Annotated in this window: 14 protein-coding genes, 8 tRNA genes and 1 rRNA gene; all 23 read left to right on the forward strand. The window is 43.7% G+C overall.

What is annotated here, in order from left to right; all coding sequences use genetic code 11:
• Positions 1 to 187 (forward strand): 23S ribosomal RNA (locus tag PV403_RS23175); the annotation flags it as partial.
• Positions 188 to 296: 109 nt separating this feature from the next.
• Positions 297 to 388 (forward strand) — tRNA-Ser (locus tag PV403_RS23180).
• 68 nt (positions 389 to 456) lie between these two features.
• Positions 457 to 533 (forward strand) — tRNA-Met (locus tag PV403_RS23185).
• Between the two features lie 9 nt (positions 534 to 542).
• A tRNA-Val gene (locus tag PV403_RS23190) sits at positions 543 to 618 on the forward strand.
• A 5-nt stretch (positions 619 to 623) separates the two neighbouring features.
• Positions 624 to 699, forward strand: a tRNA-Thr gene (locus PV403_RS23195).
• A 19-nt stretch (positions 700 to 718) separates the two neighbouring features.
• Positions 719 to 795: transfer RNA gene (locus tag PV403_RS23200), tRNA-Asp, on the forward strand.
• A 90-nt stretch (positions 796 to 885) separates the two neighbouring features.
• Positions 886 to 958: transfer RNA gene (locus tag PV403_RS23205), tRNA-Phe, on the forward strand.
• Positions 959 to 970: 12 nt separating this feature from the next.
• Positions 971 to 1,056, forward strand: a tRNA-Tyr gene (locus tag PV403_RS23210).
• A gap of 7 nt (positions 1,057 to 1,063) precedes the next feature.
• Positions 1,064 to 1,136 (forward strand) — tRNA-Lys (locus tag PV403_RS23215).
• Positions 1,137 to 1,410: 274 nt separating this feature from the next.
• A complete protein-coding gene (locus PV403_RS23220) occupies positions 1,411 to 2,529 on the forward strand; it encodes a PucR family transcriptional regulator (protein WP_332086122.1) in 1,119 nt (372 codons plus the stop codon).
• Positions 2,530 to 2,673: 144 nt separating this feature from the next.
• Positions 2,674 to 3,798 carry an ABC transporter ATP-binding protein gene (locus PV403_RS23225; RefSeq protein ID WP_332086123.1) on the forward strand — a complete coding sequence of 375 codons (1,125 nt, stop codon included), beginning with the start codon at positions 2,674 to 2,676 and terminating at the stop codon, positions 3,796 to 3,798.
• Positions 3,799 to 4,036: 238 nt separating this feature from the next.
• On the forward strand, positions 4,037 to 4,975 hold the full coding sequence (gene hprK / locus PV403_RS23230; protein WP_160036704.1) for an HPr(Ser) kinase/phosphatase: 939 nt from the start codon (positions 4,037 to 4,039) through the stop codon (positions 4,973 to 4,975).
• A gap of 116 nt (positions 4,976 to 5,091) precedes the next feature.
• Entirely contained in the window at positions 5,092 to 6,114 is a 1,023-nt protein-coding gene (lgt, locus tag PV403_RS23235; protein WP_332086124.1) for a prolipoprotein diacylglyceryl transferase, read from the forward strand.
• An 18-nt stretch (positions 6,115 to 6,132) separates the two neighbouring features.
• The gene (gene ppaX / locus PV403_RS23240; protein ID WP_332086125.1) at positions 6,133 to 6,774 is read left to right on the forward strand and encodes a pyrophosphatase PpaX; all 642 of its coding nucleotides are present in this window, start codon (positions 6,133 to 6,135) and stop codon (positions 6,772 to 6,774) included.
• Between the two features lie 8 nt (positions 6,775 to 6,782).
• Positions 6,783 to 7,292 (forward strand): acyltransferase, encoded by a 510-nt coding sequence (locus PV403_RS23245; RefSeq protein ID WP_332086126.1) that lies wholly within the window; start codon positions 6,783 to 6,785, stop codon positions 7,290 to 7,292.
• Between the two features lie 292 nt (positions 7,293 to 7,584).
• The gene (locus tag PV403_RS23250; protein ID WP_332086127.1) at positions 7,585 to 8,805 is read left to right on the forward strand and encodes an ATP phosphoribosyltransferase regulatory subunit; all 1,221 of its coding nucleotides are present in this window, start codon (positions 7,585 to 7,587) and stop codon (positions 8,803 to 8,805) included.
• Positions 8,806 to 8,840: 35 nt separating this feature from the next.
• Complete coding sequence (hisG, locus tag PV403_RS23255) at positions 8,841 to 9,476, forward strand: ATP phosphoribosyltransferase (RefSeq protein ID WP_213535878.1); 636 nt, start codon at positions 8,841 to 8,843, stop codon at positions 9,474 to 9,476.
• Positions 9,477 to 9,676: 200 nt separating this feature from the next.
• A complete protein-coding gene (gene hisD / locus PV403_RS23260) occupies positions 9,677 to 10,966 on the forward strand; it encodes a histidinol dehydrogenase (protein ID WP_332086128.1) in 1,290 nt (429 codons plus the stop codon).
• 154 nt (positions 10,967 to 11,120) lie between these two features.
• Positions 11,121 to 11,738 carry an imidazoleglycerol-phosphate dehydratase HisB gene (gene hisB / locus PV403_RS23265; RefSeq protein ID WP_332086129.1) on the forward strand — a complete coding sequence of 206 codons (618 nt, stop codon included), beginning with the start codon at positions 11,121 to 11,123 and terminating at the stop codon, positions 11,736 to 11,738.
• Between the two features lie 3 nt (positions 11,739 to 11,741).
• Complete coding sequence (hisH, locus tag PV403_RS23270) at positions 11,742 to 12,365, forward strand: imidazole glycerol phosphate synthase subunit HisH (protein WP_332086130.1); 624 nt, start codon at positions 11,742 to 11,744, stop codon at positions 12,363 to 12,365.
• A gap of 29 nt (positions 12,366 to 12,394) precedes the next feature.
• The gene (hisA, locus tag PV403_RS23275) at positions 12,395 to 13,150 is read left to right on the forward strand and encodes a 1-(5-phosphoribosyl)-5-[(5-phosphoribosylamino)methylideneamino]imidazole-4-carboxamide isomerase (protein ID WP_332086131.1); all 756 of its coding nucleotides are present in this window, start codon (positions 12,395 to 12,397) and stop codon (positions 13,148 to 13,150) included.
• A 68-nt stretch (positions 13,151 to 13,218) separates the two neighbouring features.
• Positions 13,219 to 13,977: an imidazole glycerol phosphate synthase subunit HisF gene (gene hisF, locus PV403_RS23280; RefSeq protein WP_213535887.1), complete on the forward strand. Its 759-nt coding sequence runs from the start codon at positions 13,219 to 13,221 to the stop codon at positions 13,975 to 13,977.
• Entirely contained in the window at positions 13,974 to 14,672 is a 699-nt protein-coding gene (gene hisIE, locus PV403_RS23285) for a bifunctional phosphoribosyl-AMP cyclohydrolase/phosphoribosyl-ATP diphosphatase HisIE (RefSeq protein ID WP_332086132.1), read from the forward strand. Before hisF ends, hisIE begins: the two co-directional genes overlap by 4 nt.
• The last annotated feature ends 12 nt before the right edge of the window (positions 14,673 to 14,684 follow it).

Consider the following 14,684-nt stretch of genomic DNA (forward strand, 5'->3'; position numbering starts at 1 on the left):
AGGAGCATCGCTGGGTAGCTATGTATGGAAGGGATAAGCGCTGAAAGCATCTAAGCGCGAAGCCCACCTCAAGATGAGATTTCCCAATTAGTAAGACCCCTTGAAGACGACGAGGTAGATAGGCTGGAGGTGGAAGTGCAGCAATGCATGGAGCTGACCAGTACTAATCGGTCGAGGGCTTATCCTACAAGCTTTCTGAAGGAAAGCTACTTCGGAAGCATAAGCTATATAAATTGCAAAGATTGTTTCGTATCTAGTTTTCAGGGAGCAATTCCTTGATATTACACATCTTTTTTGGAGAGATACCCAAGTGGCTATAAGGGGACCCTCTGCTAAGGGGTTAGACTGCGTAAGCGGTGCGAGGGTTCGAATCCCTCTCTCTCCGCCAATAAATTTCTTCTTGATTTTCTGAATCAAGTATGATAATATAGTACAAGTTGTGTGATAAATAATTATGGCGGCGTAGCTCAGCTGGCTAGAGCGTACGGTTCATACCCGTGAGGTCGGGGGTTCGATCCCCTCCGCCGCTACCATAATTCCCTGGAGATTTAGCTCAGCTGGGAGAGCATCTGCCTTACAAGCAGAGGGTCGGGGGTTCGATCCCCTCAATCTCCACCATATACGCCGGTGTAGCTCAACTGGTAGAGCAACTGACTTGTAATCAGTAGGTTGGGGGTTCAAGTCCTCTCGCCGGCACCATCTTTATTTAAATAGTTATGGAACTGTGGTGTAGAGGCCTAACATGCCTGCCTGTCACGCAGGAGATCGCGGGTTCGAATCCCGTCAGTTCCGCCATTTAACTATTTGATATGTAGATGAGTGATTTCACAAGTGAAGTGAGAATCAGATTTGTTTTTCACTTTATTATTATGTAACTAAATGTATGGCTCGGTAGCTCAGTCGGTAGAGCAGAGGACTGAAAATCCTCGTGTCGGCGGTTCGATTCCGTCCCGAGCCACCTTTTATTTTCGGAGGATTAGCGAAGCGGCCAAACGCATCAGACTGTAAATCTGCTCCCTTACGGGTTCGGTGGTTCGAATCCATCATCCTCCACCAGTTTTACGAGCCATTAGCTCAGTTGGTAGAGCACCTGACTTTTAATCAGGGTGTCGAAGGTTCGAGCCCTTCATGGCTCATACGAAAGTCACCAGTTCATACTGGTGGCTTTTTTTGTTGTATATAATGTTTTTATCCTCTATTTTAATCCTCTATAAGAACAAGAAGACAAACTTATGAATGGAGTCTTACTTCATTAAAATAACTTTTATATTAGATGAATTTTATCAGTAGATACATAAAGGATTTGGTAGAGGCAGACTACCTGTATTATACTATTTTTGTCGGGTTGGTATGATTGTAAGAAAACGAAGGCAATAGAGTAGACAATAAAGTCGTAAAGTGGTGGTCATCGTGGCGAATTATGAAGAACTGTTGCAAAAACTACAGGATATTCTTAACGTACCATTTCAAATAATTGAGGTTCCCATTAATAAACATACATTTATAAAAGATGATGAACCCAGTCATTCTTTTGAAGAAGGGGATTCATTATACTTTTACCTAGAAGCAAATAAAGAAGAAGGAAAGCAGATGCTATTATCTGCACCAGCCCAGCACGTCGAAGCATCTGAAAGAGCACTCATTGAATGGATTATATCATCACTACATCATAATGCAGATTCTACTGAAATTGCGAAAAATAAAGAGGTAAACTCACTAGAGCAGCTAGGAAGCTGGATTCAGGAGAGTGTAGATAAGGATAAGTCCTTGCCTTATCCTGAAGATCTTCGTGTGTATGAAAAACAGTTTACCAAAGGAATGATTCCTTTTTACCTAACGTACGAGGGAGCCCATGAATCTGGAATCTCTCTTAAAGCTTTAAATAAACTACTCCAATCCTATTTTGATGGAAAGGTGCTCTTAGTTCCCTTAGAAGAAGATAGATGGTCTATATTAGCTGAATTAGGTTTAGTGTTAGATAATACAGATGAGGATATGAACCAAGTGGCTCTGCAGCAAAAAATGCAGATTTCCATTGAAGAAGAGCTTGCTGCCTTTACGGATGGACTTCATGAGGTGATCGCAAATGAGTGGGTCGGGGTCTTTCATCTATCCGTAGCTAAACCTCTATTCAATATAGTATCCTTACCTCCTACGATTTCTTTTCTTAGAGAAATAACGGAACTGGGTAAAAAGTTTAAAGTTGGCGAGCATGTTTATTTTCCATGGCAATTTCATTTGGAACGTTTGATCTATAGTATACCTGAGGAAGAGAGAGCAAATTATCTAAAAGGGATGAGCAACTCTTCGATCCTATTCGAGGATGAGACGATATCTACTTTAGAGACTTTCTTTCAAATGGATTGTAATGTAAGTGAAACGGCAAAACGTCTTTATATTCACCGTAATACTCTAATTTATCGCTTAGATAAGATAAAGCAAGAGACGGGTCTTGATGTACGGACCTTTAAAGATGCAGTTTTGGTTAAGTTGACTCTCTTCATGTACAAAGTGACGAAAACCTCTTAATTTTTTTGTGTGAATTGTGCATAGTCACCACTAGGCTTTCCAGGTTATTATAAGAGCAGGAAATGAATTCGATTACATCTCGCTATAATCTATATGTATTCGCTTTCATAATTAAATCGAAATGATGCTGAGGAGGCAATAATCATGGCTGGAGTACGCTTAGAACATATTTACAAACAATATCCGGGTGCAGATAAAGCGACAGTTGTTGATATTAACTTAGATATTAAAGATAAAGAATTTCTCGTTCTGGTAGGTCCGTCCGGTTGTGGTAAATCTACAACACTTCGGATGATCGCTGGCCTTGAGGAAATCTCCGATGGCAAACTATATATTGGAGATCGCGTTGTAAATGACGTAGCTCCTAAAGATCGTGATATTGCGATGGTATTCCAATCTTACGCTCTTTATCCGCATATGAACGTTTATCAAAATATGGCGTTTGGTTTGAAACTTCGTAAAGTGAAAAAAGAAGAAATCGATAAGAGTGTTCGTGAAGCAGCTAAAATTCTTGATATCGAGCATTTGCTGGATCGTAAACCAAAAGCTCTTTCCGGTGGTCAACGTCAGCGTGTAGCTTTGGGACGTGCAATCGTTCGTAACCCACAAGTTTTCTTGATGGATGAGCCGCTCTCTAACTTGGATGCGAAACTTCGTGGACAAATGCGTGCAGAAATCACTAAACTTGCTAAACGTCTTGAAACGACTGTTATCTACGTAACGCATGACCAAATCGAAGCTATGACGATGGGTGACCGTATCGTAGTAATGAAAGACGGATATATTCAACAAGCAGCTTCACCGGAAGAACTGTACAATCATCCTACAAACTTGTTCGTAGCTGGTTTTATTGGATCACCTACAATGAACTTTATTACTGGTAAATTGACGCAGCAAGGTGAAAGCCTTCGCTTCGCAGCAGCTGGTCTAGATGTAGAAATCCCGCAAGGTAAAGCACAAATTCTTAAGAGCAAAGGTTATGCTGGCAAAGAAGTGATTCTGGGTGTTCGTCCAGAAGATATTCATGAAGAGCCAGTATTCTTGGAAGCTTCTCCACACACTGCTTTCACAGCTAAAGTAGATGTTAGTGAGAACCTTGGTCACGAATTGCTCTTGTACTTGAGCGGTGTAGGTAATGATGTAACAATCGCACGTGTTGATGGACGTTCGAATACTCGCGATGGTAACACAGTTAAAATGGCAATCGATATGAATAAAGTTCATATCTTTGATAAAGAAACAGAAGCAAACGTACTTGTTCTAGATTAATACGAGTATAATGCACCAATAAAAGGGGTTGTCAGGCTTTTCTAAAGCCGGGCAGCCCCTTTTCTACTTCATAGGTACATGAAAGGTACGCCTTACCGAACATTGCAATCGGCTTCATTTTCCGATACGATGAGTACAATGATAATCAGGTTAATATAGATAGAGAACTGTACATAATAGTGGCAACACTATCTCTTTGGATCGCGTTATATTTGCCGTGCCGAAAGGAAGATAAAATATGGCTAAAAAAGTAAAAGTATCGCAACTTGTTAATGAATTTCAAATGGAAGTTGTATCAGGTGAAAATGGTCTGAAAAGACCAATCACAGTAGATGATCTGAACAGACCGGGCCTTGAGATGGCAGGATATTTTGAATATTACCCATCCGAACGGGTACAGTTACTGGGAAGAACTGAACTTGCTTTTGTTAAAATGCTGCCCGAGAAAGAACGTCGGGAACGCATGGAAGGTTTGTGTCACGAAGAAACACCTTGTATTGTTGTTACTCGTGGACTCGATGTTCCTCAAGAACTGATTGATATCAGTAATGAGAAAGATCTGCCTGTACTGCGGAGTACGATGGCGACAACAATTCTATCAAGCCGTATTACGGGATTCCTCGAAGGGAAATTGGCTCCTACGACAACCATTCATGGTGTTCTTTGTGACGTATATGGTATCGGTCTATTGATTACGGGTAGCAGTGGAATTGGTAAAAGTGAGGCTGCTTTGGAGCTTGTTAAGCGCGGCCATCGTCTTGTTGCCGATGATGCGGTAGAGATTAGCCAAACATCAGACAATCAATTACACGGGACAGCACCAGAACTCATTCGTCATCTTCTCGAAATTCGGGGCGTCGGAATTATTAATGTTATGACCCTATTTGGAGTAGGTGCGATCCGTAATCATAAAAGAATTACACTCGTTGTCCGCCTAGAAGCTTGGCAGCAGGATAAGCAATATGACCGTCTTGGTCTCGATGAAGAGACAACTCGAATTATTGATACCGATGTTCCACTCGTAACCATTCCGGTACGTCCAGGTCGTAACCTTGGGGTTATTATTGAAGTGGCAGCGATGAATTTCCGTCTGAAGCGGATGGGTGTGAATGCGGCTCTGCAATTTACGAATAAGCTGACCGCTACTATTGCTGAAGATAACGATGATATGGACTAAAATCAGATCAAGATAAACTAAAGAATATAATCTGATATGAACGGATTCTAATCTTGCGATAGAGGATGTAACGAACTAGCGTAGGTCATATTATCAACGAAACAGGGAGTGGGTAGATGGGTACCTTATTACTTGATCCGATTGCATTTTCTATCGGTTCGCTCAGTGTCCATTGGTATGGACTAATCTTGGGGTCAGCAGCCATTGTTGGTCTGCTGCTCGCAATACAGGAGGGGAAACGTTTTGGAATCCCCTCTGATTTTTTCATGGATTTATTGCTTCTCGGTGTTCCTTCTGCTATTATCGGAGCACGAATTTACTATGTAGCATTCACGTGGGATGACTATAAGGATAACTTCTGGGATGTATTTAAAATCTGGAATGGCGGTATTGCCATTTACGGAGCACTAATTGGTGCTATTATCTGTGCTTTTTTCTATTTCCGGCATAAAGGTTATAATTTCTGGCGTATTGTAGATATTTGTGCGCCCTCTCTTATTATTGGACAGGCGATTGGTCGCTGGGGGAACTTCGTCAATCAGGAGGCATACGGCGGACCTGTAGAAGAGTCTTTCCTTAGAAATACATTGCATCTTCCTGACTTTATTGTAAACCAGATGAATGTGCAGGGTACCTTCCATCACCCAACTTTTTTATATGAATCTCTCTGGAATATCGCAGGACTGATTTTACTTCTCGTTTTACGTCGTCAAAAATTCATGCGTGCAGGGGAGTTATTCCTGTCTTATTTCATATGGTATTCCATCGGTCGTTTCTTTATCGAAGCATTACGTACAGATAGTCTTGGATTCCAAGGTCCAGAGTGGCTTGCTTCACTCGTAAATGCTTTATGGTCTCCTATGACAGCAATGGGATTTGAACTGGGTTATTTAGACCCTGCTTATGGAAATATCCGTATATCACAAGTTTTATCAATTGCAATTATTATCGTCGCTATTATCCTCATTGTAGTAAGGCGCATAACAGGCGCTTCAAAAGAGCGTTATATGGACCCGATTGTATCCAGTAAGACTCCTACAGATGGAGGTAGTGACAACGTTTCAGAACTAGAACGAAAAAAAGATCGCAGAGATGAGTCATCTTCTATCGGTTCTGGTACTGATCAGAAAAAGGGGTAATAAAGGAGCAATAGTTACATGATTAAAACGGTTTTATTTGATTTAGATGGTACGATTATCGACACGAATGAGCTGATTATCAGTTCTTTCATCCATGTTTTAAATGAACTCGGTCCGGGCGCCCTCTCTAGAGAAGAAATTATTCCTCATATGGGAGGTACCCTTGAGCAGCAAATGCAGGCATTTACCGGCAAACCTGATGTAGCAGAATATGTTACAGGATACCGTGCCTACAACTCCGTTCATCATGATGATATGGTGAAGCCTTTTCCGGGTGTGATGGATGTAGTGAAGAAACTTCACGAGCAAGGGATTCGTATGGGTGTTGTTACGACCAAAATAAGACCAAGCACACTTCGGGTATTGGAACAGTTCGACCTTCTGAAATACATGGAGTCCATCGTAACTGTATCGGATGTAACTCATCCAAAGCCGCATCCAGAACCGGTTCTTACTGCGGTAGAGCAGCTTCAGGTGAATCCATCGGAGACGCTGATGGTAGGAGATAGCCCAGTGGACATTCAGTCCGCCAAAGCAGCTGGCGTTAAGGCAGCAGGTGTAGCTTGGTCCCTAAAAGGGGAAGCAAAGCTTAGAGAGTATGACCCTGATTATATTTTGCATGATATGCATGACATTCTTACTCTGACCAAGAAGGAGTAGTAAATACTGTGAGGAAGCTGGAACGTTATCCCGTTGAAGAGCAGAATGCACTATGGCATATATATCGAACGGTTAGTCCCTTTAAAGGGGTTCGTAACTTCGTCTGGGTGCAGCTAGCAAGATATTGTCCCATCTTACCTTTGAAAAACTGGATTTACAAAAGCCGTCTTCGCATGGAAGTAGGAGATCACACGGCATTTGCACTGATGGTGATGGTCGATGTGTTTTTCCCAGAACGAATCCGTGTGGGGACCAATTCCGTAATAGGATATAATACAACGATTCTGGCGCATGAGTATCTCATTCATGAATATCGACTGGGTGATGTGTGGATTGGTGATAACGTCTTAATCGGTGCGAACACGACGATTCTACCTGGAGTAACCATTGGGGACGGAGCAGTGGTAGCCGCAGGTTCTGTTGTTCATAAGAATGTAGCTGCAGGCGCTTTTGTCGGGGGTAATCCTTTGCGGGAACTCGGTTCTCAACGAGAAAGTGGAAGTAATACGTTACACTAAGAGTTCTTCTTTACGCCTAAAAGAATAGAAATCACGGAAGACCGCTAATCGAGCGGTCTTTTTTTGTTATATAACCCTTTTAATCAAATAATGGGTGTACATACAGGAGTTTAGAAGAAGACAAAGAATTGACGATAAAAGGGAAAGCATGGTAAGATACCGAATAATACTTTAATTTGTTAGATTGGTAGCACTTTAATGCAGTAAAGATAATGATAAGGATTATGGTAAAGATTATGGATAACAAATCCGGTGTGAAAGTTAGGAACTATAGATGCAGAGGTGAACAGAAATGACCAAACCAAAAGGTTTTGAAAAGCCAGCCGGTGTACGTGATTACCTTCCTCATGTCGTAGATAAGCTGAGACGGATTGAACATAAAGTGCTGGAATGTATGAGTAGCTGGGGATATCGTCAGATTATTACCCCTTCCATGGAATATTACGATACCGTAGGTGTAGCCAGCTCAACGTCTGATCGGAAACTATTTAAGTTGTTAAACAACCGGGGAACGACACTTGTACTCCGTTCGGATATGACGGCACCAATTGCGCGGGTAGTATCTTCTATGCTGAAAGATGAGAAATTGCCATTACGGCTTTCATACCATGCGAATGTATTTCGTGCCATTGAAGAAGAAGCAGGACGTGAAGCAGAGTTTTTTCAAACGGGCGTAGAACTGGTCGGTGATGATTCTCCGGAAGCAGATGCTGAGGTTGTAGCTCTAGCCATCAGTTCGCTTCAGGCAGCTGGAGTTGCATCTTTTAAAATAGCGATGGGTCATGTTGGTTTCTTGAACGGTTTACTCGGTGAGATTATTCCAGGGGAAGTAGATTTGCAAGAAGAACTAAAAGCAGTACTACTTAAGCGTGACTATGTAGGTTACCGTGAAAAAATAGAAGGCTTGTCCTTGTCGTCAGAACAAAAGGAACGACTTGAGTCAATTTTACGTCTGCGGGGCGGAAAAGAAATAGGTGAGCGTGCTGAATCTCTAATCTCAAGTGAGGAAGCGCGAAATTCAGTGCAACATCTATGTGCAGTGTGGGAAGTGCTCGAAGCTTATGGAGTATCAGAACATGTACTGATCGATTTAACGATGCTTGGCGACTTTTCATACTACACAGGAATGACGTTTGAGGGTTATGCATCAGAACTTGGATTCCCGGTATGCAGCGGGGGCAGGTATGACAAGTTGCTGAAACAGTTTGGTAAAGACATTCCCGCAACGGGTTTTGCAATAAAGACAAACCGCATCATAGATGGAGTGCAAGGAATTCGAGCAGAGCAGCCGCTTCCTGTACTTATTGAATATACGAAGGAACACCGAGTAGAGGCTTTGTCTCAAGCATTGCAACTTCGAACGGAAGGCCGGACCGTAGTAACCAGACTCATGCAAAGAGTAGAGGATCGTTACCACCAGGGCGTGGATACAAATGAGCAGGGGAATAACTGCGCAGTGTCTACCCTCCAAGGAAAGTATGAAAAAGTGTACACGTACAGCAGTCCAATGTAGGTTGTGTAACATCAAATAAGAAAGGAGCAAGGCATATGAGTGAGATTTTAAAAGTAGCGATGCCCAAAGGGCGAATCTATAAAAAAGCATCTCAATTATTCCGCGCAGCAGGCATATACATTCCCGAGGATATTGATGATACAAGAAAGCTCGTCATTCCTATTCCAGAAGCGTCCTTAGAGTTCATTATGGCGAAGCCCGTTGATGTTCCTACGTACGTAGAATACGGAGCAGCTGATATCGGTATTGTGGGTAAAGATGTGCTTCTGGAAGAAAATCGCGACGTATACGAACTGCTCGATCTTGGTATCGCCAGATGTCGTATGTCTGTCATCGGGTTACCTGATTGGGAGCCGGGCATCAGGCAGAGAGTAGCGACGAAATATCCGAATGTGGCTTCGCAATATTTTCGTGAGCAGGGGCAACAAGTAGAAGTTATTAAACTAAATGGATCGATTGAACTCGCACCGCTAATTGGCCTAGCCGATCGAATTGTGGATATGGTAGAGACAGGGCAGACGTTAAAAGAGAACGGTCTTATTGAACTTGATAGCATGTTTGATATTACAAGTCGTTTGATTGCGAACCGAGTTAGTTATCGTATGAAAAACGATCAAATTCAAGGGATTTGTGATTCGTTGCAACAAGTCATTAATGTAGCAGCTAGGTAACGATACTCATTTGCCGAGGGCAGGAATGCAGGTCCATAGAGGCTAACGCTAATAATGAAGATGATGGATAAACAGAATGATTAGAATCGAATTATTTTAGATAAAGGCCATGATAACGGAATGTAATGGGGTTTTTAGCACCTATGAAGGTGCATTTCTGCTCGTTGAAGACATTATTCAAAGATAGGGAGTGGAGTGAGATGAAGATTGTAGCAGCTCAGGATTTTCGTCTGGATCGGAATGTGGATTATGGAACAAACGAACAGAATGAATCGGTCCGTCAAATCGTTTCCACTGTTCGTAACGAAGGGGATTCCGCAGTACTCAGGTATACCGCAGAGCATGACCGCGTAGTCCTTACTCCCGAAAAGCTCAGAGTAACGAAGGAAGAAATGATGGCAGCCTACGATAAGGTAGATCAGGCTTTTGTATCTCATATTCGCGAAGCTGCTAACAATATCCGTAGATTTCACGAAAAACAAAAACGGAATTCATGGATGGATTTTGAACCCGATGGAAGCCTGCTCGGACAAATCATTAGACCGCTTGATCGGGTCGGGGTCTATGTACCTGGTGGGAAAGCAGCCTATCCCTCCTCAGTACTCATGAATGTTATTCCAGCACAGGTAGCGGGTGTGGAAGAGATTGTTATGGTTACACCGCCGGCTACAAGCGGCGGTGAAGGGATTAACCCGTACATTCTCGTGGCTGCTGCGGAAGCAGGTGTGAGCGAGATGTACCGGGTTGGCGGCGCTCAGGCTGTAGCGGCGCTGGCTTATGGCACAGAAAGTATTCGCAAGGTCGACAAGATATGTGGACCGGGCAATATCTATGTGGCGCTCGCGAAGCGAGAGGTGTTCGGTGCCGTCGATATCGATAGTATCGCGGGACCAAGTGAAATTGTCGTGCTGGCTGATGAAACGGCGAGAGCCGAATATGTAGCAGCCGACTTATTGTCTCAAGCCGAACATGATGAGATGGCTTCTGCTATTCTTGTCACAACTTCCAAGCTGCTGGCGGAGGAAGTACAAACAGAGGTAGAAAAGCAGCTAAAGCAGCTGCCAAGGGAGAAGATAGCTCGTACTTCGATCGATCATCACGGCAGCATTATCGTTGTTAATTCCGTGCTTGAAGGAATTGAAGTGGTCAACAAGCTCGCACCGGAACATCTTGAAGTGATGGTCCAAGAGCCGATGTCCTATGTATCTTATATCCGGCATGCCGGGGCTATTTTCCTTGGGCCATACAGCTCGGAGCCTGTCGGGGATTATTTTGCAGGTCCTAACCATATCATTCCGACGAACGGAACGGCGAGATACGCATCGCCCGTGGATGTTGATGATTTCACTAAGAAATCGAGTTTGATTTACTATAGCAAGGAAGCATTTCTAGCAAATGGAGAAGCAATTATTGGGCTTGCTCGTCATGAGGGATTAGAAGGGCATGCTCGGGCAATTGAAGTCCGATTAAAGCAAGAAAAACAAAATTGAAGTTCGGTTAAAGCATGGAAAAGAAGGATGAGAGCATCTAAAAGTGAGACTTTATTGGACTTCTAATAGAGTGACCAGCGCGCTGTAAGGCAAACAGTAAGGCAAACAATAAGACGAACCAATATAGAAGAGTAATCGAAGGGTGGAGAATTAGATGGGAAATGATGTACAGCAATTTCTTGGTGACGGACGCGGGGCAGAAGTTAGCCGGAGAACCAATGAAACGGATATTCAGCTTAGTTTTGGTGTAGATGGAAGCGGTCGTTCTGAGCTCGAGACAGACGTTCCTTTTCTAAATCATATGCTTGATCTGTTTACGAAACATGGACAATTCGATCTTCAGGTAAAGGCGAAAGGTGACATAGAAATTGATGATCATCACACGGTTGAGGATATCGGAATCTGTCTTGGCCAGACACTTCGTGAAGCTTTGGGCGACAAAAAAGGGATCAAACGTTATGCAAGTGTATTTGTTCCTATGGATGAAGCATTGGCACAAGTAGTCATTGATATCAGCAACCGGCCTCACTTTGAATATCGGGCTGATTATCCGTCCCAGCAGGTAGGAAGCTTCTCGACGGAGCTTGTTCAAGAGTTCTTATGGAAATTCGCACTGGAAGCGCGTGTTACGCTGCACGTGATTGTTCACTACGGACAAAACACACACCATATGATCGAGGCTATTTTTAAGGCGCTTGGCAGAGCACTTGATGAAGCAACACTCGTTGACCCGCGTGTTACGGGAGTTCCATCTACGAAGGGAGTGCTGTAGTCTATGACCATTGCCATTGTCGACTATGGGATGGGAAATCTTCATAGTGTAAGCAAGGCGATCGAACGGCTTGGCTATGAGGCACAAGTAACGAGTAACAAAGAAGAAATTATGGGAGCGTCGGGTGTGGTGTTACCGGGGGTAGGAGCTTATGGGGATGCTATGCAGCACCTCAGGGAAACTGGGCTTGATAAAGTGATGCGAGAGGTCCAAAAGAGAGAAATTCCGCTCCTTGGCATATGTCTTGGCATGCAGCTGCTTTTTAGCAGCAGTGAGGAACATGGCCAGCATGAAGGGCTGAATATTATACCTGGGCGGGTAGTAAGGTTTGAAGACCGTTTCTCATACAAAGTGCCGCATATGGGTTGGAATGAGCTTCAGTTCATACAGCGAGAGAATCCACTGTTTCAAGATCTGACGGAAGGTCACGTCTATTTTGTGCATTCATATCATGTCGAACCTGAGAATGATGAGGACCTGCTTGCGGTAACGGACTATGGCTTTCCTGTTACAGCGATTGCCGGAAGAGGTTCAGTTTATGGAATGCAATTTCATCCAGAGAAGAGCGGAGAGCTCGGTATGCAGCTTCTGAAGAACTTTTTGAAACTAGCGGAGTCTAGTAGTTAATCTGGAACATTTATAAGGGGGCATATGCGATGACAGCATTCATGATTTACCCGGCAATTGATATTAGAGGCGGAAAATGTGTACGCCTTGTTCAGGGAGATTACAACCAGGAAACGGTGTATCATGACAGTCCTGTAGAGGCAGCAAAAGCTTGGGAAGATCAAGGGGGATCGTTCATTCATTTAGTGGATCTCGACGGAGCCAAAGCAGGGTCGCCTGTTAACATCGAAGTCATCGGACAGATTGCATCAACGGTTCAAGTGCCTGTTCAGGTAGGCGGGGGAATTCGCAGGATAGAGGATGTTAAGAAACTGCTCGATCTGGGCGTTGCAAGACTCATTCTAGGTACAGCAGCTATTGAGGATCGGCAGTTTACGGAGCAAGTGCTTGGTACATATGGTGATAAAGTGGCCATTGGTATCGATGCGAGAAATGGTTATGTGGCAACTCGTGGCTGGCTGGAGACATCAGAAGTGAAAGCAGAGATCCTTGCAAAAGAACTTTCCCTTTATGGAGCACAGACTTTTATTTTCACGGATATTTCGAGAGACGGCATGATGCAAGGTCCTAATGTGGAGGCTATTGTTGCTCTAGCGGCGGCTAGCGGACAAAAGGTCATTGCTTCTGGCGGTGTAAGCACGATGGAGGATCTTGTAAAACTGCACAGACACCGGGAAGACGGTGTAAGCGGAGCAATTATCGGTAAAGCATTATACACAGGAGCGATTGACCTAAGACAGGCGGTTGAAACGGTAGAGAATAGTGGCGTTACTGATTTGAAATAAATTCAAGTCGCGGCTAAATAAAGTCTTTGCTAGAAAGTAAAGAAAATAAGCTGAGAAGAGGTCGGATGATGCTAGCTAAACGAATTATTCCTTGCCTGGATGTAAAGGACGGCAGAGTGGTCAAAGGTGTGAATTTCGTAAATCTGCGTGATGCGGGAGATCCCGTAGAGCTGGCTGCCTTGTATGATCGTGAAGGTGCAGACGAGATCGTGTTTCTTGATATATCAGCATCTGTAGAAGGACGACAGACAATGGTAGAAGTTGTACGTCAGACGGCTGGTGAGATTGCAATCCCTTTTACGGTAGGCGGGGGCATTAAGCATGTTGATGATATGAAGACAATCCTTCGTGCAGGTGCCGATAAAATCGGAATCAATACCGCGGCTGTTCTGAATCCATCTTTAATTAAAGAAGGTGCGCTCAGGTTTGGCTCGCAATGCATCGTGCTTGCTGTAGATGCCAAATGGAATGATGAATTTGGTGAATGGGAAGTGTACACACACGGCGGCCGTAAGCCTACCGGAATTAGGACACTTGAGTGGGTGAAGCAGGCAGAGAAGCTGGGAGCAGGTGAACTGCTGCTTACAAGTATGGATGCCGATGGAACCAAGAATGGTTTTGATATTCGTCTTACGTCCGCTGTTAGTGATGCAGTAGGCATTCCCGTGATCGCTTCGGGAGGAGCAGGGAAAGAAGAAGATTTTGAGGAAGTGTTTACAGCAGGAAAAGCGGATGCAGGACTTGCTGCAACGATTTTTCACTATAAGGAAATTGCGATTCCTCATCTAAAACAACATTTGAAAGCCAAAGGAGTGGAGATTCGATGAGCAATCAATTAAAAGATCAGTTATCACTCGGACAGGTAACCGAATATATTAGGTGGAATGAGCAGGGACTTGTCCCTGCTGTGATCCAGGATGCTGATTCAAGAGCGGTACTGATGCTAGCATATATGAATCAGGAATCATTAAAAAAATCATTAACCACAGGGGAGACATGGTTCTGGTCACGTTCAAGAAATGAATTGTGGCACAAAGGAGCTACCTCTGGTAACGTACAAACGATTGTCTCTGTAAAATACGACTGTGATGGGGATACCCTACTGTTTTTGGTGAAACCGAAGGGTCCAGCTTGTCATACAGGAGAAACGACTTGTTTCTATCGGGAAATCCGCGGTGTTCATACAGAGGAAGCAGAGAGTGAATCTTCTGCATATACAAGTAATCGCTTTGATGTGCTCGCAGAGCTTGAGTCGGTGATTGCAGAACGTGAAAGAGATCGCCCTGAAGGTGCATATACCACGTACCTGTTCAACAAAGGGGTAGACAAGATTCTGAAAAAAATCGGTGAGGAAGCATCCGAAACGATTATTGCAGCAAAGAATAAGGATAATGAAGAACTGAAGCTTGAGGTTAGTGACTTAATCTATCATTTATTAGTTTTGTTGCAAGAGCGTAAACTTCCTCTGGACCAAGTATTAAAAGAACTCAGTCTGCGTCACGAGCGTCCTCGTCGCGACTAGTGTAAGGGAGGA

Origin of the sequence: Paenibacillus sp. GYB006 (genome assembly GCF_036577645.1) — a bacterium.
In the GTDB taxonomy this organism is placed as follows: domain Bacteria; phylum Bacillota; class Bacilli; order Paenibacillales; family Paenibacillaceae; genus Paenibacillus.

Coding starts and splice junctions, on each gene's coding strand:
- PV403_RS23225 (WP_332086123.1), top strand. CDS start 2,674: ATGGCTGGAGTACGCTTAGAACATATTTACAAACAATATCCGGGTGCA.
- hprK (WP_160036704.1), top strand. CDS start 4,037: ATGGCTAAAAAAGTAAAAGTATCGCAACTTGTTAATGAATTTCAAATG.
- lgt (WP_332086124.1), top strand. CDS start 5,092: ATGGGTACCTTATTACTTGATCCGATTGCATTTTCTATCGGTTCGCTC.
- ppaX (WP_332086125.1), top strand. CDS start 6,133: ATGATTAAAACGGTTTTATTTGATTTAGATGGTACGATTATCGACACG.
- PV403_RS23250 (WP_332086127.1), top strand. CDS start 7,585: ATGACCAAACCAAAAGGTTTTGAAAAGCCAGCCGGTGTACGTGATTAC.
- hisG (WP_213535878.1), top strand. CDS start 8,841: ATGAGTGAGATTTTAAAAGTAGCGATGCCCAAAGGGCGAATCTATAAA.
- hisD (WP_332086128.1), top strand. CDS start 9,677: ATGAAGATTGTAGCAGCTCAGGATTTTCGTCTGGATCGGAATGTGGAT.
- hisB (WP_332086129.1), top strand. CDS start 11,121: ATGGGAAATGATGTACAGCAATTTCTTGGTGACGGACGCGGGGCAGAA.
- hisH (WP_332086130.1), top strand. CDS start 11,742: ATGACCATTGCCATTGTCGACTATGGGATGGGAAATCTTCATAGTGTA.
- hisA (WP_332086131.1), top strand. CDS start 12,395: ATGACAGCATTCATGATTTACCCGGCAATTGATATTAGAGGCGGAAAA.
- hisF (WP_213535887.1), top strand. CDS start 13,219: ATGCTAGCTAAACGAATTATTCCTTGCCTGGATGTAAAGGACGGCAGA.
- hisIE (WP_332086132.1), top strand. CDS start 13,974: ATGAGCAATCAATTAAAAGATCAGTTATCACTCGGACAGGTAACCGAA.